This is a genomic window from Gillisia lutea, from assembly GCF_021568705.1.
GTDB lineage: Bacteria > Bacteroidota > Bacteroidia > Flavobacteriales > Flavobacteriaceae > Gillisia > Gillisia lutea.
In genome coordinates this window covers 203,828-229,371 of record NZ_JAKGTH010000008.1, presented here as the reverse complement: position 1 = coordinate 229,371, position 25,544 = coordinate 203,828, and the positions used below count along the sequence as shown (strand labels likewise).

The 25,544-nt window shown below is 35.8% G+C and carries 23 protein-coding genes; 17 read left to right on the top strand and 6 right to left on the bottom strand.

All coding sequences use genetic code 11. From position 1 onward, the window contains the following. Window positions 1–2 precede the first annotated feature (2 nt). The 16 genes from flxB (at window position 3) to flxY (ending at window position 15,783) form a co-directional block, all read left to right on the top strand. Complete coding sequence (gene flxB / locus L1I30_RS08195; RefSeq protein ID WP_236133793.1) at window positions 3–740, top strand: flexirubin biosynthesis SDR family reductase FlxB; 738 nt, start codon at window positions 3–5, stop codon at window positions 738–740. A gap of 3 nt (window positions 741–743) precedes the next feature. Continuing rightward, the gene (locus L1I30_RS08190; RefSeq protein ID WP_236133792.1) at window positions 744–1,622 is read left to right on the top strand and encodes a lysophospholipid acyltransferase family protein; all 879 of its coding nucleotides are present in this window, start codon (window positions 744–746) and stop codon (window positions 1,620–1,622) included. Window positions 1,623–1,633: 11 nt separating this feature from the next. Then, window positions 1,634–2,083, top strand: coding sequence for a hotdog family protein (locus L1I30_RS08185; RefSeq protein WP_236133791.1), 450 nt, complete (start codon window positions 1,634–1,636; stop codon window positions 2,081–2,083). Then, window positions 2,083–2,499, top strand: coding sequence for an acyl-CoA thioesterase (locus L1I30_RS08180; protein WP_236134030.1), 417 nt, complete (start codon window positions 2,083–2,085; stop codon window positions 2,497–2,499). The genes L1I30_RS08185 and L1I30_RS08180 overlap by 1 nt, the downstream gene beginning before the upstream one ends. Then, window positions 2,500–3,648, top strand: coding sequence for a beta-ketoacyl synthase N-terminal-like domain-containing protein (locus L1I30_RS08175; protein WP_236133790.1), 1,149 nt, complete (start codon window positions 2,500–2,502; stop codon window positions 3,646–3,648). It abuts the gene before it with no gap. Then, window positions 3,641–4,249 carry a hypothetical protein gene (locus tag L1I30_RS08170; protein WP_236133789.1) on the top strand — a complete coding sequence of 203 codons (609 nt, stop codon included), beginning with the start codon at window positions 3,641–3,643 and terminating at the stop codon, window positions 4,247–4,249. Before L1I30_RS08175 ends, L1I30_RS08170 begins: the two co-directional genes overlap by 8 nt. Beyond that, window positions 4,242–4,499, top strand: coding sequence for a phosphopantetheine-binding protein (locus L1I30_RS08165; protein ID WP_236133788.1), 258 nt, complete (start codon window positions 4,242–4,244; stop codon window positions 4,497–4,499). Before L1I30_RS08170 ends, L1I30_RS08165 begins: the two co-directional genes overlap by 8 nt. Before the next feature lie 3 nt (window positions 4,500–4,502). Continuing rightward, on the top strand, window positions 4,503–5,693 hold the full coding sequence (locus L1I30_RS08160) for a beta-ketoacyl-[acyl-carrier-protein] synthase family protein (protein WP_236133787.1): 1,191 nt from the start codon (window positions 4,503–4,505) through the stop codon (window positions 5,691–5,693). Continuing rightward, entirely contained in the window at window positions 5,686–6,750 is a 1,065-nt protein-coding gene (locus tag L1I30_RS08155) for a beta-ketoacyl synthase chain length factor (RefSeq protein ID WP_236133786.1), read from the top strand. The genes L1I30_RS08160 and L1I30_RS08155 overlap by 8 nt, the downstream gene beginning before the upstream one ends. A 23-nt stretch (window positions 6,751–6,773) precedes the next feature. Further along, the gene (locus L1I30_RS08150; protein ID WP_236133785.1) at window positions 6,774–7,517 is read left to right on the top strand and encodes a polysaccharide deacetylase family protein; all 744 of its coding nucleotides are present in this window, start codon (window positions 6,774–6,776) and stop codon (window positions 7,515–7,517) included. Continuing rightward, the gene (lolA2, locus tag L1I30_RS08145; protein ID WP_236133784.1) at window positions 7,504–8,127 is read left to right on the top strand and encodes a flexirubin biosynthesis/transport protein LolA2; all 624 of its coding nucleotides are present in this window, start codon (window positions 7,504–7,506) and stop codon (window positions 8,125–8,127) included. The genes L1I30_RS08150 and lolA2 overlap by 14 nt, the downstream gene beginning before the upstream one ends. 69 nt (window positions 8,128–8,196) lie before the next feature. Beyond that, window positions 8,197–8,565 (top strand): ApeI family dehydratase, encoded by a 369-nt coding sequence (locus tag L1I30_RS08140; RefSeq protein WP_236133783.1) that lies wholly within the window; start codon window positions 8,197–8,199, stop codon window positions 8,563–8,565. A gap of 74 nt (window positions 8,566–8,639) precedes the next feature. Beyond that, window positions 8,640–9,842: a DUF2062 domain-containing protein gene (locus L1I30_RS08135; protein WP_236133782.1), complete on the top strand. Its 1,203-nt coding sequence runs from the start codon at window positions 8,640–8,642 to the stop codon at window positions 9,840–9,842. Further along, window positions 9,843–12,818, top strand: coding sequence for an MMPL family transporter (locus L1I30_RS08130; RefSeq protein WP_236133781.1), 2,976 nt, complete (start codon window positions 9,843–9,845; stop codon window positions 12,816–12,818). A 7-nt stretch (window positions 12,819–12,825) separates the two neighbouring features. Continuing rightward, window positions 12,826–14,496: a C45 family autoproteolytic acyltransferase/hydrolase gene (locus tag L1I30_RS08125; protein WP_236133780.1), complete on the top strand. Its 1,671-nt coding sequence runs from the start codon at window positions 12,826–12,828 to the stop codon at window positions 14,494–14,496. Window positions 14,497–14,502: 6 nt separating this feature from the next. Continuing rightward, a complete protein-coding gene (gene flxY / locus L1I30_RS08120) occupies window positions 14,503–15,783 on the top strand; it encodes a flexirubin biosynthesis putative acyl-CoA ligase FlxY (RefSeq protein WP_236133779.1) in 1,281 nt (426 codons plus the stop codon). Window positions 15,784–15,788: 5 nt separating this feature from the next. On the opposite strand, the gene L1I30_RS08115 is transcribed toward flxY, so the two are convergent. Genes L1I30_RS08115 through tsaD form a run of 6 tightly spaced genes read right to left on the bottom strand, consistent with a single transcriptional unit; the run spans window position 15,789 to window position 21,000 of the window. Then, on the bottom strand, window positions 15,789–16,967 hold the full coding sequence (locus tag L1I30_RS08115) for a class I SAM-dependent methyltransferase (protein WP_236133778.1): 1,179 nt from the start codon (window positions 16,965–16,967) through the stop codon (window positions 15,789–15,791). Between the two features lie 12 nt (window positions 16,968–16,979). Then, window positions 16,980–18,068, bottom strand: coding sequence for an AI-2E family transporter (locus tag L1I30_RS08110; protein ID WP_236133777.1), 1,089 nt, complete (start codon window positions 18,066–18,068; stop codon window positions 16,980–16,982). Between the two features lie 12 nt (window positions 18,069–18,080). After that, complete coding sequence (locus L1I30_RS08105) at window positions 18,081–18,605, bottom strand: TrmH family RNA methyltransferase (protein ID WP_236133776.1); 525 nt, start codon at window positions 18,603–18,605, stop codon at window positions 18,081–18,083. Further along, window positions 18,602–19,249, bottom strand: a complete 648-nt coding sequence (locus L1I30_RS08100) for a DUF4159 domain-containing protein (RefSeq protein WP_236133775.1) — start codon at window positions 19,247–19,249, stop codon at window positions 18,602–18,604. Before L1I30_RS08100 ends, L1I30_RS08105 begins: the two co-directional genes overlap by 4 nt. 15 nt (window positions 19,250–19,264) lie before the next feature. Next, window positions 19,265–19,975: a 16S rRNA (uracil(1498)-N(3))-methyltransferase gene (locus L1I30_RS08095; RefSeq protein ID WP_236133774.1), complete on the bottom strand. Its 711-nt coding sequence runs from the start codon at window positions 19,973–19,975 to the stop codon at window positions 19,265–19,267. Between the two features lie 2 nt (window positions 19,976–19,977). Then, entirely contained in the window at window positions 19,978–21,000 is a 1,023-nt protein-coding gene (gene tsaD / locus L1I30_RS08090) for a tRNA (adenosine(37)-N6)-threonylcarbamoyltransferase complex transferase subunit TsaD (RefSeq protein ID WP_236134029.1), read from the bottom strand. Window positions 21,001–21,192: 192 nt separating this feature from the next. On the opposite strand from tsaD, the gene L1I30_RS08085 reads away from it, so the two are divergent. Then, window positions 21,193–25,494: a translocation/assembly module TamB domain-containing protein gene (locus tag L1I30_RS08085; protein ID WP_236133773.1), complete on the top strand. Its 4,302-nt coding sequence runs from the start codon at window positions 21,193–21,195 to the stop codon at window positions 25,492–25,494. Window positions 25,495–25,544 lie beyond the last annotated feature (50 nt).

Below are 25,544 nucleotides of genomic sequence, written 5' to 3'. Positions count from 1 at the left end.
TTATGAAATTAAAGTACGCTCTAATTACAGGTGCCTCAAGAGGAATAGGAAAAGCCATTGCTGTTAAATTGGCTAAAGAATTAAAATATAACATTCTACTTAATTATAACAGTAACGATGCAGCAGCAGAGGAAACAAAATCCCAAATAGAGGCTGAAGGGGTGGCTTGTAACATTATAAAATGTGATGTATCGAATTCCGAGAAAACACAGATAGTTTTAAAGGAATGGGAAGAGAATAACCCTGAAGCTGTTGTGGAAGTTCTTGTAAATAATGCCGGAATAACCAAAGATGGCTTGTTTGTCTTTATGAAACAACAGGACTGGACACAAGTACTTAATACTTCCCTAAGTGGGTTTTATAATTTCACTCAGCCTGTGCTTAAAAAAATGCTCCTCCAGCGCTATGGGAGAGTAATTAATATTGTGTCGTTATCCGGTCTTAAAGGTAATGCGGGGCAAGTTAATTACTCGGCAGCAAAAGGAGGGATAATAGCTGCTACCAAAGCACTGGCACAAGAAGTAGGAAAACGAAATGTAACCGTAAACGCGGTGGCTCCAGGATATATAAAATCAGACATGACCGCAAATTTTGATGAGAAGGAACTAAAAAAACATGTTCCTCTCAACAGGTTTGGGGAGGCAGAAGAGGTTGCCGAGTTGGTATGCTTTTTAGCATCTAAAAAAGCTTCCTATATCACGGGAGAGGTTATTAATATTAATGGGGGGCTGTATTCGTAATTTATGACCAAATGGAAAGGACAATCCAGAGGAACCGTTCTAGGCTTTAGGCTTTATGTTTTTATCATAAAGACCTTGGGCCTTTATACGGCCTACTTTGTATTGTTATTTGTAGCTCTCTATTTTATAATCTTTTCTTTTACCTCTACCCGAAGCACCTATTATCTCTTCAGAAGACGCTTAAAGTATGCTCCCTTGAATGCAGCTTTTCAAGTATACCGAAGTTATTTTACCTTCGGAAGAATTCAACTGGATAGGGTTGCCATTAGTGCTGGATTAAAAGATCGATTCAGTTTTGAATTTGATGGGATCCACCACATCAAAGAATTGCTAGAGCAAAAGAAGGGAGGGATATTACTCACAGCTCATATTGGGAATTTCAATTTAGCCAAACACTTTTTTGAAGATAAACATAATACAACAGCGATAAATTTAGTAATGACCGATATGGAACATGAGCAAATAAAAGCCTATCTCGAATCGGTTACGGGGAAGTCCAAAATTAAGACCATTGTGCTTCAAGACGATCTTTCTCATGTTTTTAAGATGAATGAAGCCTTGAAGAATAATGAATTGTTAGTATTCGCTGCCGATCGATATATGGGGAACAATAAAACCTACAAGCACAATTTCTTGGGCAAACCTGCCGAATTTCCACAAGGACCGTTTAAATTAGCTGTTCGCAATGAGATCCCGGTGCTTTTTGTTCATATTATGAGAGAACGCTATTTTCATTATCATTTTTATGCAAGACCTTATAAAAAAGAGTTAGGCAGCCCAAAAGAACTTTTAAAAGCATATCTTGAAAATCTGGAAGAAATGGTAAAAAAGTATCCCCATCAGTGGTATAATTATTACGATTTTTGGAACGATTTCAGCTAAAGTTATACAACATGGAAGAAAATTTACTTAAAGAACCAATTCTCGATCCCGAAAAGATACTCATGCTTATCCCTCAAAAGGCTCCTTTTGTAATGGTAGATAGTTTATATGCCTATACTAATCTAACAGGTATAACAGGATTTACTATTCCAAAAGATAACATTCTTGTGGAAGACAAGCTTTTTTCCGAAGCCGGTTTAATTGAACATATGGCGCAAAGTATGTCTTTACATCGGGGATATCAGGGGCATTTGGCGGGCTTAAAAAAGGCAAGAACAGGTTTCATTGGGGCAATTAAATCTATAGAAATCATGAAGTTGCCTATGGCAGGTGAAAAACTCACTACGTATGTAGAGATACTTCATGAGGTAATGGGTGTGACACTGGTAGTAGCTGAAACTAAAAATGAAAAGGATGAAGTAATTGCTACATCTGAGATGAAAACAGTGACAGTAGATTGATGGTAGCTCAACTAACTTCCAGTACTAAGCTAAAAGTACGTTTCAATGAATGTGACCCTTTGAACATTGTATGGCATGGGAATTATCTCAAGTATTTTGAAGATGCTCGAGAAGACTTTTGCCTTCAGCATAATATTTCCTATCTGCATGTGAAAGCTCATGGAATTTCTACCCCCATTGTTAAATCTAGTTGTGAGCATAAATTGCCCTTAAAATATGGAGATCACTTTATAGTAGAGACCACATTTATACCTTCAGTAGCAGCAAAGATGATTTTTCGTTACAAAATTGTTATGGCAAATCAAACTATTGCTACTGGTGAAACCGTTCAGGTATTTCTGGATACTAATGGTAATTTGCAGTTAAATAATCCCTCGTTTTTCTTAGATTGGAAAAAGAAAATGAGCTTGATATAAATGAAGAAGACTTACCTGCTTGAAGATGCCATTATTTCTCCTTTAGGATTTACTACAGAAGAGAATATAGAAGCTATAATACAACTACGTTCCGCTTTAAGATTCCATGAGAATAAAAGGTTTCCTTCACAAGGATATTATGCTGGAATAATTGATGCCGACCACTTGAACTCAGTATTTTCTGAAATGGCATCTCCTAATAATTTTACGAAACTGGAGCAAATGATGTTGCTTGCTGTGAAGCAGGTGCTCGATAAAAATCTGCAGCTAGATCTATCAAAAACAGCATTAATTATTTCCACCACTAAAGGAAATATAAATCTTTTAAATGAGGCTTCCAATTTTCCAAAGGAAAGAGTGCTTTTGCACCATTTAGCAAATATTATTAAAGATTTTTTTGGTTTTGGAATGAAACCAATGGTAATTTCTAATGCTTGTATTTCCGGCGGACTGGCAGTGGCAGTGGCTAAACGCTTTATAGGTTTAGGTAATTTTGAACATGCCATAGTAGTAGCGGGCGATCTAGTCTCAGAATTTGTGGTTTCAGGGTTTCAGTCTTTTCAAGCCATTAGTAATGCGCCTTGTAAACCTTTTTCTATGAACAGAAAAGGGATAAGTTTAGGCGAAGCAGCAGGAGCTGTACTGGTCAGTTCAAAAAGTGATAAAGATCCGGGAAATATTCAAATTTTATCGGAGGCTTCAGCCAACGATGCCAATCATATTTCAGGGCCTTCACGAACAGGAGAAGGATTATTTTTAAGTATTCAGCAGGCATTGAAAGAAGCAAATGTCCATGCAGGCCAGATAGATTACCTTTCGGCCCATGGCACAGCCACCTCATTTAACGACGAAATGGAAGCAATTGCCTTTGGTAGAGCCAATTTATTAGATAGTCCGGTTAACAGTTTTAAAGGATATTACGGGCATACATTGGGAGCTTCCGCCTTAATTGAAACAATACTTACCAAGCATAGCTTACTAAATAATGAATTATATATGTCTCTTAATTTTGATGAATTAGGGGTTTCTCAGAAAATTAATATTATTAAGCAATTTGAAAAAAGACCGTTAAACCTGGCATTAAAAACCGCTTCAGGTTTCGGGGGATGTAATTTAGCCATGCTGCTTAAAAAGGAGGATCATGAGTAGGGAGAGTGTTTATATCACAGATTTTGTAAGTCTTAAAAATAATCAAATTAAGCATCAGCAAAAACTCCTATATAAAGCTGATTCCTTTTTAGAATTGAAAAGCTTCTTAAAGGAAAGCTACAAAGTTATCGGTCTAAATTACCCTAAGTTCCATAAAATGGACGATTTATGTAAGCTGGGTTTATTAGCTTCAGAAGTAATTTTGAAGGAAAAGGAGTTAAAAACTGATACTGCTATTGTACTCTCTAATGCATCCTCCAGCTTACAAACAGATTATAAACATCAAAATTCTTTGCAACAGCATGTGTCCCCGGCAGTATTTGTGTATACCCTGCCAAATATCATTTTGGGGGAAATTAGCATAAAGTATAGCTTAAAGAGTGAAAATGTTTTTTTTATTGAAGAAACTTTTAATGCAAAACTGCTAAATGATTACGCCCAGGTTTTATTACAGTCAGGCAAAGCCTCGAGCGTGGTTTGTGGCTGGATTAACTTGATAAATGATGAATATGATGTATTTTTGTGCCTTATTTCCAGGAAAGGGGAAATCCCTCTTTCTGTAGAAAATTTAGAGCAGTTATACCTTTTTGAAAATGAATGATTTACATACAGAATTGAAGTTAAGCATTATTGAACAATTGAATCTTGAAGAATTTTCGGTTGAAGATATAGATAATAATGATCCTCTATTTGGAGATGGGCTTGGTCTTGATTCTATTGATGCCTTAGAACTAATTGTACTACTTGAAAAGGATTACGGTATAAAGTTAACCGATCCTGATCAAGGAAAAGAAATATTTTCCTCCATTAATCAAATGGCCAGCTTTATTGAAGCTCATCGTACTAAATAATATATGGAGAAAGGAATTGCTATTACGGGAATGGGAATTATTTCGGCCCTGGGGGAAGGGGTAGAAACAAATTTGCAAGCCCTGTTATCTGGTAATACCGGACTTTCCTTTCCAGAGATATTAAATACCCGGCATAAGCATTTACCTGTTGGTGAGATAAAGCTTACTAACCCTGCCCTGGCAGCACAATTGGCTTTACCTGAATTACATAATTTTACCAGAGCAGCACTTTTAGGCGCAGTTGCCGTGAGAGAGGCTTTAAAAATGGCCGGATTGCAGGAAAATGATCTTCAACATACGGGATTCATTTCAGGTACCAGTGTTGGTGGGATCGATTTCACCGAAAGATATTATAAAGAATTTCAGCAAAAACCTGAATATAGAAAATTTATTCAGGCGCAGCATCCAGGATTTACGAGTACTCAAATAGCCGATCATTTTAGGTTGGGGGGATATAGAACTACTATTAGCACAGCATGTTCTTCATCAGCCAACGCTATTATGCTGGGGGCAAAACTTATTAAGCATGGAAAGTTAAAGCGGGTTGTAGTTGGGGGAACAGATTGTTTGTCTAAATTCACTCTTAACGGCTTTAATTCATTAATGATCTTATCTTCTGATTTTTGCAAACCTTTTGATGAAGACAGAAATGGGCTTAATTTGGGAGAAGGTGCAGGGTACCTGGTTTTAGAGGCTGATGATGTTTTAGATGGAAAACCAGTTTTAGCCAGAATCTCCGGGTATGCAAATGCAAATGATGCTTTTCATCAAACCGCTTCTTCAGAAAATGGAGAAGGTGCATTTCTTGCCATGAAAAATGCCATGATTTCTGCTAAATTAAACGCTTCGGAAATCAGTGCAGTTCATGCCCACGGTACTGCTACCAAGAATAATGATTTATCGGAAAGTACAGCATTAAACCGAGTTTTTGGAGATTCAGTCCCAGATTTTAGATCTACCAAAGCTTTTACCGGTCATACGCTGGCAGCGGCAGGAGGTTTGGAAGCAGTTTTTAGTATTTTATCTCTTCAAAATAATTTGACCTTTCCTAATTTAATCTTTGTTACGCCCATAAAGGAAACAGGATTAATACCTGTTGTTCATTTAAAGGAAAAAGTACTTACTCACGTGCTTTCCAATTCCTTTGGGTTTGGAGGGAATTGCAGCTCATTAATATTCAGCAAAAATGAGTAATAAGATCTATATAAATGGAATTTCAAGTATTTCAGCACAACCTCAGGAAGTATTCCTTGGTGTTGATCCCGTGGAATACTCAACTAATATTATTCCGGCTATTTCACCCGATTATAAAGCCTTTATTCCTGCTAGGTCCTTAAGAAGGATGTCTAAGGTAGTTAAAATGGGCATTAGTGCGGCAAGAACGGCCCTGTTAGATGCCAGTGTACCAATGCCAAATGCTATTATAACCGGCACAGGTGAAGGATGTAAACAGGATACAGAACTTTTTTTGGAGGCTTTATTAAGACAAGAAGAGGCACTTTTATCTCCTACGGCTTTTATTCAATCTACTCATAATACTGTGGGCGGACAAATTGCCTTATATTTGAAATGTACAGGCTATAATAGCACATATTCTCAGGTATCGGCATCAGTGGAAGCTGCACTTATAGACGGAATGATGCAGTTTTTGGAGCATCCGGAATATAAATCGGTTTTAGTAGGGGGAGTTGATGAAGTTTCTAAAACTATAAGTTCATTTCTTTATTTAGATAAACAATTAAAGCAGGAAGAGGTTTCTAACTTACAGCTTTTTAAAGAACATTCAGAAGGAAGCATTACTTCTGAAGGGGCTCACTTCTTTAGCCTTTCTTCAGAAAGATCGTCAAGCACGTATGCAACGCTGCAAGCTGTAACGGTGTTCCAAGCTAGTAACGCTGAAGCTGTGGAAGCTGAAATGATTCAATTTTTAGTTGATAACGAGATGCCCGTAGCCAAATTAGATCTCGTAATTTTGGGAAATAATGGTGATTCAAGATTCGATTATTTCTATGCACATCTTCAGGAAGAAGTTTTAAATGAAACTGCTCAAATTGCGTATAAACATTTGGTGGGCGACTACAATACTGTTTCAGGATATGCCCTTTGGCTGGCATGCTCCATTTTCAGAATGGGCAAAACATCCTCCATTTTCAAATTGAATAAGAAGGAGGTACAATCTCCAAAATCCATCTTAATTTACAATCAGTATCTTGGTAGAGATCATTCTTTTATATTATTAAAATCCATTTGAAAATTCGCTTTCTTCATATAATAATGCTGGCTATCTTAATATTAGGAGGTATTGGTGCATATTTCTATTTTATTTTATTTTGGCTGATTTTAGGTGTGGCCGTAGGATATACCACTTTTTTACTTTTGGTTTCCTCTAATATTCAGTTCAATTTTTTTGTGAACGCATATCATAATAATCCCGAAGTTTCGCAAAGACAGGTTGCTATAACATTTGATGATGGTCCTGTAGAAAACACCTTGAAGATTCTTGAGGTATTAAAAAAATATGATGTAAAAGCTTCTTTCTTTTGCATAGGAAAGAATATTGAAGCGAATCCCCATATTTTTAATAAAATACTCGAAGAAGGCCATTTTATTGGAAATCATACCTTTTCTCACACTAAGAAAATGGGATTTCTATCAAGAAATAAAATTATTCAGGAAATCCAGGAATGTGATAAGACAGCATTTAATGTGGGTGGGATTAAGCCAAATACATTTAGGCCTCCCTTCGGAATTATTAATCCGAAGATTAAAGCCGCTTTAGAGGTAACTGGTCATAAAGTTATAGGATGGAATCTTAGATCTTATGATACCATCGTGCGTTCTGAAAAATTAATTTTAAATAGAATCACATCTCGCATAAAGCCTGGAGATGTTGTTTTATTACACGACAGGAAAGAGCACACCGTGGTTATATTGGAACAGTTGTTGATATTCTTGCAAACCAACGATTTTACAGCTTGTAGAGTCGATAATCTATTTAAAATCGATGCGTATACTTAAGGTTTTATTACTGTTTATTTCCATAACAGGTTTCGCTCAGGAAGCTCATCTTCCTGAAGTTGAAATTACCGAATTCAAAGAAAAGGTTGCTCATAGAGCAGAGAATTTAGAAACTTTGTCGAGTGACTTTGTACAAACAAAGTATATGGAACTTATGGAAGAGGCTGTAAGCAGTAGTGGAAAATTATATTATAAATCGCCTAATATTTTGAAATGGGAATATGCAACGCCTTACAGTTTTAAATTGCTTTTCAAGGAGGGTAAACTCTACATCAATGATGATGGGGATAAGAGCGTTACCAATTTAAACTCTAATAAATTATTCGAAAAACTGATCACTTTAATCTCTGGTAGCATTAACGGAAAACTGTTAGAAGATAAACAGAATTTTGAAATTACCTATTCCAAAATTGGTAACCTGGTAACTGCGCGTATAGTTCCCAAAGACGAAAATTTAAGGCAGATGTTCAATCAGATCATTTTAGTGTTTAATCAGGAATATCTAGTGAACTCGGTTAAATTGATGGAAGAATCTGGAGATTATACCAAGATCGTGTTTAAAAATTCGAGGTTAAATTTAAAGTTGGTAGATTCATTATTTGAAAATTAGGCCTTTTTCAGGCTGATGTAACATCAAAACGAATATTCTCCCTATTTTAGTGGCAGATAAATTCAACCTATGCTTTTAAAAGATTTTTATACCGTTAAAAATTCTATCCAACAAGATGGAGAATATATCACTCAACTTCAAATTAATAAAGAGCACAAATTGTATAAAGGTCATTTTCCGGAAAGACCTGTAACTGCCGGAGTCATTCTTATGCAGCTTTTTAAAGAAGAGGCCGAACGCATCACGGGACACCAGCTTCAGTTATCCAAAGCCAATAACATTAAATTCATGGTTGTTGTAGATCCAGATGTAAGTGAAGATTTTGTTTTACATTCTACTATTGAAATAGATGGCGATAGGGTTAAGTTAAAAGGTTTTGCCAAGCATAATGAGGCTGTAGCCATAAAAATCAATACTTTATACAAAATTACCTCTTAAAGAAATACCGGGCTTCTTTAGATTGTGTTGGTCCGGATATAAGTAATACTTTTGCAGCAAAAGTTAAAGTTATCTTGAACAGTTCTCCAATATACCAGTCTAGGTTCGATGCTTTAAAGTGTTGTATCATTATTCCTACCTACAATAATGAACAAAGCTTAGGGACGGTAATAGAAAATCTATTGGCGTATTCGCATAATCTTATTATTATAAATGATGGTTCTACCGATGGCACTAAGGAAATTCTTACTCTTTTCTCACAAGCTCATATAATTCATTTATCAGAAAATAGGGGGAAAGGTACAGCTTTGAAAACCGGATTTGAAGCTGCAGAGAAATTAGGTTTTGAATATGCTATAAGTATAGATTCTGATGGGCAGCATTACCCGGATGACCTTGATGTTTTTTTAACTCATTTAGAGAGAAAAGCGCCATCACATCCAGAAATACTACTTGTGGGAGATAGAAATATGGGAGGAGATGGTATTCCGGGGAAGAGTACTAAAGGCAACAGGTTTTCTAATTTTTGGTACCTAGTAGTTACCGGATCTCAATTGCATGATACCCAAAGTGGATACAGGCTTTATCCAATTAAAGTAGTTAACCAGATAAAGCTATATACCCGTAAATTCGAACTCGAAATAGAGGTTATTGTAAAGGCTTCCTGGAGAAATGTAGAAGTTAAGAATGTTCCTATAAAAGTACTATATCCTGAAAACCGAGTAACGCATTTTAGGCCATTCATGGATATAACACGAATCGTTCTCCTTTATATGTGGTTTGTCTTGGTAAGCTTCTTTTACATTCATCCAAGAAATAAATATCAGGATTTTAAAGAAAAAGGGTTTAAACGATTTTGGAATGAAGATATTCTAAGAAGTCAAGAACCCCCACATAAAAAAGCTGCCGCTATTGCATTAGGCATCTTTGTTGGAATCTCACCCTTATGGGGACTTCACACTATGATGGTATTTTTACTTGCCGCTGTTTTTAAAGTGAATAAAGTAATTGCTTTCTTGTTTAGTAACATTAGCATTCCGCCATTTATTCCCTTTATTATATATGGTAGTTACCAGATGGGTTCGGTTATATTGGGTAAAGGCGTTTCATGGAGTATGCGTTTAGCCGATTTTAATTCTACCGAGAAAATTGTAGAAGGCTTAGGACAGTATATTATTGGAAGTATTTCATTGGCAATTGTTGTTTCACTTAGCGTTTGGATCATCTTTTATTTTTTATTTTCGATGTCTGAACAGAAACAAATGGTTAAACCATAAATGCAAAAACTTCATCACTTTATTAAGCAATATAGAATTCTGTCTATAATTATTGGACTTATCTTCTTAACCGGAGTTAGCATTTTAGCTTCACGAATCTCCCTGGAAGAAGATGTAACTGGATTAATTCCTTCAGGAGAAAAACAAAATACTCTAAAGAAGGTACTGGCTCAAACGCAGTTTAGCGATAAAATTATTTTTACGGTTTCTTCCACGTCAGCAAAGAATAATCCTGAAGCGCTTACGGCTTATGCTACCCGTTTAATAGACTCAATCCATCGCCAACTTCCTAATTATATAAAAGATATCCAGGGCAAAGTGCCTGAGGAAAGCATTTTAGAAGTATATGATTTTGTGTACAATAATCTTCCTTTATTTTTAAATGAAAATGATTATAAGCTCATTGAAGACAGGTTACAACAGGATAGTATACAGGATCGGTTAGAAACCGGTTATAAAAGTTTGATCTCTCCAACAGGCTTTGTAACTAAAAGATATGTTTTTAAAGATCCACTTTCTTTAACAGCCTTAGGACTGAACAAGTTGGAAGAATTAAGTGTGGGTGACGATTTTCAGCTTTATAATAATTATCTGCTTACCAAAGACAAGCAACATTTACTATTATTTCTATCGCCTAAATATTCTGCTTCTGAAACAGAGGAGAATGGAGTGCTTGTACAGGAGCTTCGAAGAATTAAACAGGAACTCAATGAAAATATACCGGGAGTAAAGGGGGAGTTTTTTGGTGGTTTGCTATATGCAGTGGCAAATGCCAATCAAATAAAAAAAGATATTCGTTTGACGTTGGGAATTGCCAGTAGTATTTTATTACTGCTTCTCATCTTTTATTATAAAAGGGTTTATGTGCCTTTATTGCTATTTATACCCAGTATTATTGGTGGGGTGACTGCAATAGCTTTTTTATTCTTATTCAAAGGAACAATTTCAGCAATTTCTATTGGGATCGGTGCTATTTTGCTGGGAATTAGCATAGATTATGCTTTACACATCTTAACCCATTACAGGAATAATAACAATATTACCACTTTGTATAAGGATGTTACCGGTCCTGTACTTATGAGCAGTACTACAACTGCAATCGCTTTTTTATGCCTTTTATTTGTGAAAAGTGATGCGTTAAATGATCTGGGAATATTTGCTGCGCTAAGTGTATTGGTTGCCTCGGGTTTGGCTCTTATCTTAATTCCTCAGCTATATAAAGTACCTAAGGTTAATCTTCAACAAGGTTCCAATTTTATCGACCGGTTAGCAGCTGTTCAATTTCATAAGAACAAGTACCTGGTAGGTGCAATATTTGTTATTTTTCTAATATGTTTTTTCTTTTTCACTAAGGTCAAATTCAATAACGATCTTTCAGCCATTAATTACCAACCCGAAGAGATACTTAAAATTGAAAATGATGTACTTAAAATAGCGGGGAAAGCCGGGAAATCGGTGTATTTGGTTAGTTATGGTACTACTGTTGACGAGGCTTTAGAGCATAATAATAAGCTCTATCATAGACTGAATACTTTAGAGAAATTGGGGGGGATAGATAACTTTAGCAGTATTGGAGGGGTTGTGCTTTCAACAAAATCACAGCTAGAGAAAATTGAACGTTGGGAGGAATTCTGGAATCCGGAAAGAGTTAAAAAACTTGAAAATGATCTTATAGAGAAATCTAAAGAGTACAGGTTTAAATCAACGAGTTTTAATGCCTTTTATACATTGCTGCACACTAATTTTGAACCAATAGCGCTTTTGGATTATAAGAATACCAGTACGCTGTATTTAGATGATTTTATTTCTTCAAGTAAAAATTTTGCCACTGTTACTACCTCTGTGGAAATAGAAGAGACCATGCTGGACAATTTTATAGCACAATTCCCAAAAGAATCCAATCTAGTAGTGGTTGACAGGAAACAGATAAACCAGAATTTCCTGGGGAATTTGAAGAATGATTTTAACAATTTGGTAGCTTATTCTATCATTGCGGTATTCCTGGTGCTGATGCTTTTTTACAGGTCTTTAGAAGTAAGTTTGCTAACCCTGTTACCTATTGCTATAACCTGGGTGATCGCATTGGGAATTATGGCCATGTTGGGAATTGAATTCAACATTTTGAATATAATTATTTCAACGTTCATTTTTGGATTGGGGCTGGATTACAGCATTTTTATTACCAATGCTTTTTTAAAGGAATACGAATTAGGAGAAAAGGTATTAGGAATTTATAGAACATCCATATTGCTTTCTGTTTGTACTACCTTGTTGGGTATTGGAGCGTTGTTTTTTGCCAAACACCCCGCTTTACGATCTATTTCGGTAATTTCAATTATAGGAGTATTATCTGCGTTATTAGTGGCTTTTGTTATACAGGGTTATATATTTGATCGTTTATTTATAATAAGAATGAAATCAGGGAAATCAGCCTTTAACTTTATGTCGGTTCTTACCAAAGCAACTAAGAAAGATCGGCTGTATTTTAAAAGAGCCATCTATGATAATTACAGGTATAAAAAGGTATATCCTGTTATAAAAAAGGAAATGGAACTTCAAAAAGAGCGATACCTGAAGATATCGGAGCATATTGAAGAAACCGACCAAATACTCCATTTTTATTCAGGTTTTGGAGTATTGCCTATTTATTTGAGTTATAAAAAACCTAAGGCAAAAATACATGGAATTGAACCCGAGTTGTCTAAACTTAAAATAGCCGAAAATTGTTTTGCCAGTAGATTGCATAGTCTAACATATTCTGAAGAAATTCCTATGCATCCTACAAATTATAATATTTTCATTATCTCACAAATCCCTTTATTCAACTTAGAGAATGAGATGAATGAGCTAATTGCAAAACAGGCAAAGACGGTTATTATTTTAGATAGTAATTATGCTTACCGATGGATTCTCGACCTAAATTACGAGATTAGTTATAGGCAAAATGAAGTTGTAATACTTACTAAAATGGATTGAAGTACTTATGAGAAAGATCTATTTTAAATTTATAGTCGTTTTTTTGATTAGCCTTACAATTTTAGCTTGTGGTGGTAGTAAATCTGTTGGAGAACTTCCTGATATAAGCGATATCTCGAAAATAGATACTCTTCGAATCAAGCATAACGATTCCTCCTATAGTATTGGAAAAAACACGCTAAACAAAAATAAATACGGGATTTGGGAACTTTATGTGGAAGGAGATGCTTTAGAACGAGGCATGGTAAACGGGAGTCTCACCAGAGAACTTATGGATAAGCAGGAAGTGGCCTTCATGAATAAACTTGAATCTATGGTTCCTTCAAAAACTTATCAAAAATTTCTGAGTAAACTGATTGCATACTTCAACAGGAAAATCGATTCTCATATTACAACCGAATACAAACAGGAAATTTTCGGTATTTCAAGATTCACTCTTAGAAAGTATGATACTTTTGCCCCGGCTTACAAAAGAGCACTTTATTTACACGGTGCTCACGATATTGGCCACGCTTTACAGGATTTAATGCTCGTGGGTTGTACATCTTTCGCTGCATGGGATAATAAAACTGCGAATGGGCAACTTCTTGTTGGTAGAAATTTTGATTTTTATGCGGGGGACGAGTTTTCTAAAGAAAAAATCGTTGCTTTTTTTAACCCCAGCAAAGGACATAAATTCATGATCTATACCTGGGGAGGATTTGTAGGGGCTGTAAGTGGTATGAACGAATTCGGACTTACAGTTACTTTAAATGCCGGGAAATCTAAGATTCCTTTAGTAGCCAAAACACCAATATCTTTAGTTGCAAGAGAAATATTACAATATGCCACTACTACACAACAGGCTATTGAAATTGCTGCTAAGCGAGAGGTCTTTGTTTCTGAATCTATTATGGTGGGAAGTGCCAAGGAAAATAAAGCTATTTTAATAGAGGTTTCCCCTTCGAATTTTGGAGTTTTCGAAGTTGAAAACTCTAATCAATTGATATGCAGTAATCAATTTCAAAGTGAAGAATATACTTTCGATAAAAGAAATTTAGAAACCATCACCCAAAGTCATACTGCTTATAGATTCAAGAAGATGCAGGAATTGGTTTCTCAGACTAATAAACTAACCCCTGAAAAAGCTGTGGATATTTTAAGAAATAGACAAGGGCTTGATGGGATCAAACTAGGTATGGGAAATGAAAAAGCTATTAATCAGCTGTTAGCCCATCATGGAATTGTTTTCCAGCCTCAAGAGCGAAAAGTGTGGATTTCTGCTAACCCATATCAATTAGGGGCTTTTATAGCTTACGATCTGGATGAAGTTTTTGAAAGATTTGAAAAGGATAATGTTAGAGGTTCGGTAGCAAATTTTGAAGAGGTTATTGGAGAAGATCCTTTTATGCGTACGGAACAGTTTCACAATTATGAGGAATATCGGAAACTGAAACTCAAGGTAGTCGAAGGGCTTAAAAAGGGAACAAATTTATCAGAGCAGGAAATTCTAAGGTTAAGTCACTTAAACCCTAATTATTGGGAGGCATATTCGCTTGCAGGATTATATTATTTTCAGAAAAAGGAATATAAAAAGGCGATTATTAATTTTAAGCAGGCCAAAAGGAGGGAAGTTACTACCTTACCCGATGTTAAGTATTTAGATAAAATGACAGCCAAAGCCTATAGAAAATTATAACATTTCATGACTCCATTATATACCGAATCCCTTTCCAAGATTAAGCAAAAACAATGGCTAGAAGTACAAAAACAACTTTTGTACCTTCAGAAAAAATCAGCTTTTTATCAAGGGCTTTTTAAGGAAGGGTCTATTGACGTAAGTAAAATTACTTCTCTGCAGGAATTCAGAAACATTCCGCTAACTACGAAAGAGGATTTGCAAGAAAGGAATAGCGACTTTATTTGTGTGCCAAATAGAGATATTATAGATTATGTGACCACTTCAGGCACCTTGGGTAGTCCGGTGAGTTTTGCTTTAAATGAAGCCGATTTACAGCGGTTGGCCAGCAATGAGATGCAATCTTTTGAAATGGTTGGGCTAACAAAAGAGGATATTGTGCAAATCACTACAACATTGGATAGACGTTTTATGGCGGGTATGGCCTATTTTCTTGGCTTGCGAAAGCTTGGCGCAGGGATTGTGCGCACTGGAAGCGGACTACCACAAATGCAATGGGATTCTATTCAAAGATTTAAGCCAAGTTACCTGGTAGCTGTTCCTTCATTTTTACTGAAGCTGACAGACTACGCACTTGCAAATAATATCGATTTTAGAAATTCTTCAGTAAAAGCTGCAGTTTGTATAGGTGAACCAGTTCGCACAGCAGACCATAAGCTTAATGCTTTGGGGCAAAAAATAAACGATGTCTGGGGAATTGAATTATTCTCAACCTACGCTTCTACAGAAATGGCAACAGCCTTTACAGAATGTAAAGGCCATAAAGGGAATCATATTCAAACAGATCTTATTTATACCGAAGTTTTAAAGGATGATGGTATACCTGTTAAAGAAGGTGAAATAGGGGAATTGGTAATTACGAATTTGCAAGTTGAAACTATGCCGTTACTAAGATTTGCCACGGGGGATATGGTTAGCTATACCGAGGAAATTTGTCAATGCGGAAGAAACACGCCTCGTTTAAGTGCGGTTATAGGTAGAAAGAAACAAATGATAAAATATAAAGGGACAAGCCTTTATCCGCAGCATATTATAGAAACATTAAATGCCTTTAATGAAATTTCAAACTTTGTAATTGAAGCGCATACCAATAGTTTGAACACTGATATACTTGTTGTAAAAGTCCCTGCGAATTTGAGTGATAACCAAATTACTGAGTTAAAACATCATTTTAAATCCCAACTTCGGGTAATTCCTGAAATAATTGTTGTTCCTGAAGATGAACTTTTAAAACTGAAATTCCCTACGGAAGCTCGTAAACCTCAAATTTTTATAGATTATCGTTAATCTTCTTAGGCCTTTGTGCCTAAAATCACGATCTTTTGATCGTTTAAATTAGTGGTGAAAAATAGATAATCACTCCCACCATCATTTATTTTCAGCTCCTTTCTTAGCTCGGCTACAGATCGAGGAAAGTTTCTAGTAGTAATATTTGCTTTTTTAAACTTAAAGCGTTTCTTCAAAATTTTCTTATTGTAATTCAGAATATCTGTAATTACAAAGGCTCTCCCCGGAAATGCTTTTATTTCTTCTGAGGTGTATAGATGAGAATTGGGATGTAGTTTAAAGGTACCGGTTTTAATGGCTAATTCTCTAAACATTCCGCTTTTCATGATAGCCGGATTTGGCTCATATAGATATTTTTGAGGTGCACTAAGAGGAAGATCACTTTGATGCTGACTATAATATGTTTCAAACACCTGTGTTTCCTTCTTTTGAAAATCGATCGTTTTGATTTTTATCTTTGAAGACGCTTTTTTATTCAGTAGCCATACTAACTCCTTAACATCTTGATTAACTGCAACAATATGAATTTCATTTACATACTTTAGCTCGTTGATACCCGATTTGATATCCAATAATGGAGAGGTTTTTACCATTATATTAGTAGCTTTCCTAAAAAAAAGAAAGAGAAGTTCAGGAACATTCGGCGTGCATTGCTCAAGTAGAAACACCTTCCCGCCATAATCATCCCGCCTTGAAGGATCTATATATATCCAATCAAAAGGAGGTTCTATTTCTTTTAAAATTTCAATACTATCCCCGGTTTTACAGGTGATATTTGTGGCACCTAATTCTTCAAAGTTGTATGCTGCAATTGCCGAAAGTTCAGGGTTCATTTCACAATGAATGACTTCTTTCACCTGTTTAGAAAAAAAATAAGAATCTATACCAAAGCCACCTGTCAGGTCTATTAGCTTATCTCCTTCGACTAAGGAAGCTTTATAGTTTGCAGTGATCTCGGAGGAAGTTTGCTCTAAATTCAAATTTGGAGGATAGAGAATATTTACATTCTTAAACCAGGTGGGGAGTTTCGATTTCGCTCTTTTTAATCCTGAAATTTGAGTAGCGAGCTCTTGAATACTTACTTCAGGAAATGGACTCCCTTTCAAAATTAATGCTGAAAGATCTACATTTAAATTCTCTGAAATGAATTTTTGAACCTGTTTATTTAAAAGGGCTTTATTCAAGCTAGTAGTATTTTAAAGATCTCGGGTAAGCCTTTTTACGATCTTATATTCACTTAAAGATTCTTTCGCAATAACCTTTAGGGCTGTATAAAATGGAATAGCTACCACCATACCCAATACGCCAAAAATAAGACCGGCAATAAGAATGATCAGGAAAATTTCCAATGGGTGGGAGCGGACGCTGGCACCAAATATTAGGGGCTGACTTATAAAATTGTCTATTAATTGAGAAATTCCATAACCTAACATTACAAAAAGCAATTTAGGCACAATAATATCCTGAAAATCGGCTCCTAAATTACTGGAGATTACAAAAAGAGCCATTAAAGCTCCTGCGAAAATAGGTCCTAAATAAGGAACCAAATTTAAAAATGCACAAATAAAGGCTATTGCCACCGGGTTGTTTACTTCAAAGATGCTCAGTAATAATACATATAGAATAAACAACACGGTTACCTGCATAGTAAGCCCTACAAAATATCTTGACAGCAATATTTTAATCTTATTGAACACCCTCTGAAACTTATCTTCTTCTCCTTTATTGGCAAAAACCAGAATACTATTTAGCATTAACTTACTATCCTTAAGAAGGAAGAATGAAATGAATATAATGGAAAAAACGGCAATTAATGTAGCCCCAAGAATACCGAAAACACTGTTCAAAAATTTAGGAACGAGGTTGATATCAAAACTTTGAACGAACTCACTTTGCTTCAGGCTTTCCATTATGTTGATATCTTTAACTCCCAGATAATCATTTATTTGAGAGTTCATTTCGTTGATATCACTTTTGAAAGCTTCAATATCTATTTGGCCAAGATGATGACTTTGCTCAATAACGATGGGTACAAAAACCAGTATAATCCCTATAAACACACATAGCACTAAAAGAAGTACCATTACTACTGCAATTTGATTGGGAATATGAAAGCGGGATCTTAAAAATATAACCACGGGCCTCCCAATAAGCGAGATCACCCCTGCCACAGCGATATATACCAATACCGATTGTATTTGATATAAAAAGAAGAGTAGGAGGATAATTGCCACTATTATTCCAATAGCTCGTAAAATTCCGTAAGAAAATGTCTTTGCGTTCACGTGGTAAAGATATTATTTCTCTTCAAAGGAAGGTAAAGTTTTTGTGATTTCATAAAGTGCGATTCCCGCTGCCTGTGAAACGTTCATGCTGCTGTTCTTTCCAAACATAGGAATATGGATTTGGGTATCGGTTAAGTTTAAAACGTCCTCGCTTATTCCAAATTTTTCATTTCCAAGAATTAAAACGATCTTATCTTCATTCTGAAAGGCTGCATCACCTAGCGGAATGCTATGGGAAGTGATCTCTAATCCATATATCTTATACTCCTTTTGCTTTAGCTGAAGTATGATCTCTGAAGCTTCTTCATGATGTTCAAAATTTACAACTTGATAAGTACCGCGAGCAGTTCTTTTTAATCGATTACTCTGTATGTTTATTGGGGTCCCCGTGAAAATTATCTTTTCTATATTAAAGGCATCGGCTAGACGGAACAAACTTCCAATATTGGCATCGCCCATTAAATTATCGGTCAGGATAATTAATGGGAATTTCTTTGAGGTCAGGGTATGTTCTTCGTGAGTTAGTTGTTTGCTCAATGTTCAAATGCGTATTTAATTATGTTCGCTCCCATTTGTAATGCTTTTGTGCGAACTTCTGGTATATCATTATGCACAGCAGGGTCTTCCCAACCATCGCCCAGATCACTTTCAAAAGTAAAAATAAGGATGAGTCTATCTTTATCAAATATTCCAAAAGCCTGTGGGGCTAAACCGTCGTGTTCATGTATTTTTGGCAAACCATTTGGAAAGGCAAAAGCAGCACTAAAAATGGGATGGGAAGCCGGAATTTCTTCTAATTCCTTATAGGGAAAGATTTTTTTAATTTCCTTTCGTATATAATTATTCATCCCGTAGTTATCATCTATATGGAGAAAACCACCACTTAACAAATACTTCCTTAGGTTCTCTGCTTCCAAATCGCTTAAAAAAACATTTCCATGCCCCGTCATATGTATAAATGGATATTGAAAAAGATCTTCGTTATCAGGAGTTACGGTTACAGGTTGCTCTTTTATGTTAGTATGAATATTCTGGTTGCAATATTTAATTAAATTAGGCAGTGAAGTTGGATTCGAATACCAATCGCCACCTCCCTGATACTTCAGAAGTGCAATTTCCTGGGCATGTATAGCACTAAAACTAAACAGGAAACAGAGAAAAACTGTAAATCGAAGTGTCATAATTCAATTTTTTAATTAATCTTCATTCATAATGGCCGCAGTGTGGCAAGCAACAATTGCTGCAGTTTCTGTACGCAACCTGCTTTCTCCCAAACTAACAGGTTTCCAGTTATTTTTAAGAGCAAGTTTAATTTCTTCTAAAGAGAAATCTCCTTCGGGTCCAATAAGAATGGTTGTTTTATTGCCGGGTTTAAGGAGGCTTTTTAAGGATTTCTTCTCTTTTCCTTCCTCACAATGGGCAATAAATTTATCTCCGTCAATTTCAGTAGTTAAAAAATCTTCAGCCTTAATGGGTTCATTCAATTTTGGCAGACTTAAATGAAGCGATTGTTTCATGGCGCTTTGTAGAACGCGTTCGAACCTATTGGTTTTTACAATTTTGCGCTCGCTATGGTCACAAATAATGGGGGTAATTTCCTGAACTCCTATTTCTGTAGCTTTTTCTAAGAACCATTCATACCTGTCGTTCATCTTTGTAGGGGCCACAACCATGTGCAAATAATAGCTTTTAGTTTGCTCTTTTTGAACTTCAAGTACTTTTGCAACACATTGTTTTGCTCCAATTAAAATAAGTTCTGTTCTAAAAAGCAATCCTTTTCCATTAGTTACGTTAAGCAGATCCCCCTCTTTTTTACGAAGTACTTTTACAATATGTTTGCTTTCTTCTGAAGGAAAAACAATTTGATTATCGGCTTCATCGATGTTTGGGTGGAAAAATAATTGCATAATTATAGAGAATAACGTGCTTGTGCGGTTACTGAAAAATCTGAAAAATCTTTGTTCAAGTATTTATAATACCCAACAATTCCTATCATCGCTGCATTATCGGTAGTATACTCAAATTTGGGAACATAGGTTTTCCAGCCAAATTTATTCTCACCTGCTTTAAGGGCTTCTCGAATACCACTATTAGCCGAGACACCTCCGCCTATTGCTATTTGAGTAATTCCGGTTTGAGCTACAGCCTTTTTTAACTTATCTATTAAAATTCCTACAATGGTATACTGAATGGAAGCACAGATATCTTCCAGGTTTTCCTTTATAAACTCCGGATTTTCTTTTACTTCCTTTTGAATGAAATAAAGAACTGCAGTTTTCAATCCGCTGAAGCTGAAATCTAATCCGCCAACTTTAGGCTTGGTGAATTTAAAGGCTTTGGAATTTCCTAGCTTGGCATACTTGTCGATTAAAGGGCCGCCCGGATACGGTAATCCTAATATTTTTGCACTTTTATCAAAAGCTTCACCTACAGCATCATCAATGGTTTGACCTATAACTTCCATTTCAAAATGCCCCGTAACCTTTACAATTTGTGTATGTCCACCACTAATGGTTAATGCAAGAAAAGGAAATTCCGGTTTATCGAAATTCTCTTCATCTATAAAATGCGCTAATATATGAGCCTGCATGTGATTAACCTCAATTAAAGGGATGTCTAATCCCATTGCTAATGACTTTGCAAAAGAGGTTCCTACAAGTAAAGACCCCATTAATCCGGGTCCTTTGGTAAATGCAATTGCAGATAAGTCTTTTTTGTCGATATTTGCTTCAGCTATAGCCTGGTGAATAACCGGAACTATATTTTGCTGATGGGCTCGGGAAGCAAGCTCGGGAACCACGCCTCCATATTTTTTATGGACCTCTTGTGTTGCTACAATATTGGATAATAATGTATCGTTTTGTAATACGGCTGCTGCTGTATCATCACAGGAAGATTCAATTGCTAAAATGTATATATTTTGGGAAGCCATTAAGAAAAGTGGGGCATATAAATTGTTAATATTGTTTACAAAGTTAAAACATAAAAGCATATCAAAAAATTCTGGAAAATACTAATTAGAACAGTTGTTGCACTGCTTTTGTTTTTTGTGTTTTTATTGATTTTATTTTCCATCCCTGCCGTACAGACTTCGGTGGCAAAAAGATTAACAAATTCCATTCAAATGAATTCAGATGTAAACGTATCTGTAGGGAGAGTGAGTCTTTCATATTTCGGAAAAGTAAAACTGAACGAAGTCTATGTAGAAGATCATCATCAGGACACTTTATTGAATATTGAGGAATTAAGGACCTCCATACTTGGAATAAGCAATCTGGTTGCTGGAAATCCCAGAATAGGAAATACTACGGCCAAAGGTTTCACACTTAAAATGAGACGCTACAAAGGTGAAGATTCTGATAATTTGAGCGTATTGCTTGAAAAGCTGAAAACAGAACCTACAGGAGAGACAAAACCTTTTGAACTTGTGGTATCGGATATCTTAATCCAGGATGGGTATTATAGCTTTATTGATGAAAACAATACCTACCCTGAAATTGTTATTCTTGATAATCTAACACTGAAAGCCGAGCAATTAAAGGTTGTCGACGATAGGTTTACGGTAAATATAAATACCTTACAAGCCAATGAAGGGAGAGGTTTAACAATAGATAATTTAAGTACAGATTTTTCTTATTCTCCATCGCAAATGTTATTGAAGGAATTTGCGCTTAAAACTTCCAATTCTACCTTAAATGGAGATATAAGCTTTAACTACGAGTTAGAAGATTTTTCCGATTTTTTAAATAAAGTTAAGGTGGAAGCTCAATTCAACGAGTCCAGTATTTCCAGTAACGATCTAAAGTGTTTTTACCAGCCCTTCGGGAGAAATCAAAAAATCAACATAGCAACCCATTTTAAAGGGACCTTAAATAATTTTTACCTGGAAAATCTTCGGCTTGATGGAATGGATAGAAGTAGTGTATATGGAAAAGTGAACATTGTGAATGCATTCTCTAATGAGGCGAATAGCTTTAAGCTTTCTGGAGATTTTGATAATTTAACCACAAATTATTACGACCTTATAAATTTACTTCCAACCGATCTTAAAGAGATCCTACCCATAACGCTTCAAGAATTTGGAAGTCTTAAACTTCAAGGAACCACAGTTGTTACAAGAAATACTTTAGATGCCAATGTGTTTATTAACACTCAATTGGGTAGTGCGAAGGCAGATGTGATAATGGGAGATTTGGGAGATAAACTCTCCACTACCTATAAAGGGAATTTAGTTTTCGATAATTTTAACATAGGCAAATTGTTGGATAATAAAGACTTGGGGAAAACAAGCTTAAACCTTAATATAGACGGGAAAGGCTTCACTCCTGAAAGTCTTGATACCAAAGTAAGAGGTAGGATTTCCCGACTAAATTTTAATAAATACACCTATTCTGATATCAGAATTCTCGGGACTTTAAAGAATTCTATTTACAACGGGAACTTTATCTCTAACGATCCTAATTTTAAATTAGAATTTAACGGGCTGGTAGACTTGTCTCAAAAAGTAGATCTCTACGATTTTGAAGCATCTGTTACCTACGCCGATCTTCATAAACTTAATTTTATTACCCGGGATACCATCTCCGTTTTTAAGGGAGATATTATCATGAATATGCAAGGGAATAACATAGATAATGTATATGGAAATATTCTGTTAATGAACACTTCCTACCAAAATCAAAATGATCTTTATTATTTTGATGATCTTAATGTTACCTCCAGTTTTGATACAGAAGGAATAAGAACCATTGCGGTAACTTCTCCCGATGTTATAAATGGGAAGGTTTCAGGAACTTTTAAAGTATCAGAAGTTGGCTCTTTAATAGAAAATTCTATAGGAAGTATTTATACTAACTACCGCCCAAATACCATTACAAATAATCAGTACATGGAATTTGATTTCGACATCTATAATAAGATTGTTGAAGTTTTTTACCCTGAAATTACCCTTGCACCAAATACTTTCATTCGCGGGCGGGTAGAATCGGATGAATCTGAATTTAGATTAACCTTCAAATCTCCTAAAATTGAAGCTTTTGGGAATATGATGAAGGATATCAATATACAGGTTGATAATACAAACCCTATTTATAACACTTTCGTGGAAGCCGATAGTGTGGCTACTAAGTATTTTAACTTTTCCGAATTTAGCCTTATTAATGTAACCTTGCGCGATACGTTATTTATACGCTCTGAATTTCAGGGAGGTAAGAATAATTCAGATGTTTTCAACCTTAACTTATATCATACCATCAACGCTCAAAATAAATCGGTTGTTGGTATTCAGCGTTCTGATGTAAAGTTTAAGGATAATCTCTGGTTTTTAAATGAAGAAGGAAATAAGAACAACCGGGTTATCTTCAGCAATAATTTTAGTGAGATTGATGTAGATTCTTTGGTGCTGAGTCATGAAAACGAAATGATACGTTTAAGCGGGAAATTGAAAGATACTACCTATAAAAATTTCAGGGTTGAATTTGAAAATGTAGATATTGGAAAGATCACCCCCGAAATTGATAGTTTGGATCTTGCCGGGACTCTAAATGGAAAACTTCATTTATTACAAGAGAAAGGTACTTATTATCCCAATACGGGACTTACAATAGATGGGCTTACCATTAACGATAATATCTTAGGTAAACTGGATATTAAGGTAGACGGAAATGGAGATCTTACGTACTATAATATTGATGCTACCCTTAGAAATGACGGCTTCGAATCTTTAAATGCAAAAGGAGGGATCAATACCGATGGGGAAAATCCTACTATCGATATGTACGTAGCACTCCGGCAGTTTAATATGGCGGCCTTTAGCCCTTTAGGCGGGGAAGCAATAGACAACATTCGAGGGTTCGCATCGGGGGACGCAAAAGTTACAGGCAGCTATAAAAATCCTGATATCGCAGGGAAACTAGAATTAGAAAAGGCAGGTCTAAGGATTCCATATCTCAATATAGATTTTGATTTTAAAGATAATGCTGAAGTTGATCTTACCGAGCAGAAATTCAACTTCAAAGATATCGATATTGTAGACACCAAGTATAAAACCACTGGGGTGTTAGATGGTACTATTTCTCATAAGAATTTTAAAGAATGGTTTTTAGATCTGGATGTTTCAAGTGATAGATTAGTGGTTTTGGATACCGAAGCTGAAGTGGACGCCTTGTACTACGGGACTGCTTTTATAGACGGATTTGCAAGCATTAAGGGACCTACAGATGAATTGGTGATCGATGTGAATGCTAGTACCGAAAAAGGAACCATCTTTAAAATTCCTTTAAGTGATACCGAATCTATTGGAGATAATTCCTATATCCACTTTCTAAGTCCTGAGGAGAAAGCAGCGCGTCTCGCTGGGGAAGCCATCGTATTGCCTGAAATTAAAGGTTTAGAGCTCAATTTCGACCTCGATATCACGAACGATGCAGAAGTGGAAGTGGTAGTAGATCAAACCAGCGGAAGTACTTTGAGAGGGAAAGGAGCAGGTAACCTGCTTATTGAAATTAATACGAAGGGTAAATTCAATATGTGGGGAGATTTTGTGGTTTACCAAGGGGTTTACAACTTCAAATATGCCGGATTGGTTCAAAAAGTATTTCAGGTGCGCTCTGGAAGCAGTATTAACTGGGATGGAAATCCAACTCAGGCCGAACTGGATGTAAGTGCGATATACGAGGTAGATGCCAATCCCGCGGTTCTGCTGGAAAACCCATCGGTGAACCGTAAGATCCCGGTAGAAGTGGTTATCTTATTACAAGGTCAAATTGCTCAACCAGACATTACTTTTAATGTTGAATTTCCAAATGTGAGTTCCAGTGTGCGATCAGAGCTTGAATATAGAATGAATGATAGGGCCAGTAGAGAACTTCAGGCCTTATTCCTTGTAACTCAAGGTTCCTTTTATAGCGAATTTGCTATTGGGCAGAATGCTATTACCGGAAATCTTGTGGAAAGAGCTTCCAGCTTGGTAAATGATATATTTTCGGGTGACGATCAAAAATTCCAGGTGGGAGTGAACTATGTGCAGGGAGACAGAACACCCGATCAGCAAACTGTAGATAGATTTGGTTTAACCTTATCAACACAAATCAGTAATCGCGTATTAATTAATGGACAGGTAGGGATTCCCGTTGGAGGTGTTACCGAATCGGTTGTAGTGGGAGATGTAGAAATTGAATTCCTGTTAAATGAAGATGGATCATTACGTGCAAAGGTATTTAATAGAGAAAATAATATACAGTTTATAGGGGAGGAGATAGGTTTCACTCAGGGGGTTGGACTTTCTTACTCTGTAGATTTTGATACTTTCAAAGAGCTTATTAGAAAAATATTGAATAAAGAAGTTGTAAAATCTGAAGCTGAAAAAGAGGAAGAGGAATCGGCTAAATCTTTAGCTCCTGAATACATTGTATTTCCTGAGCAATAATGTACCGGGGTTTAATTAAAATTAGTTTGAGAAACTAAGACTCATTTTAT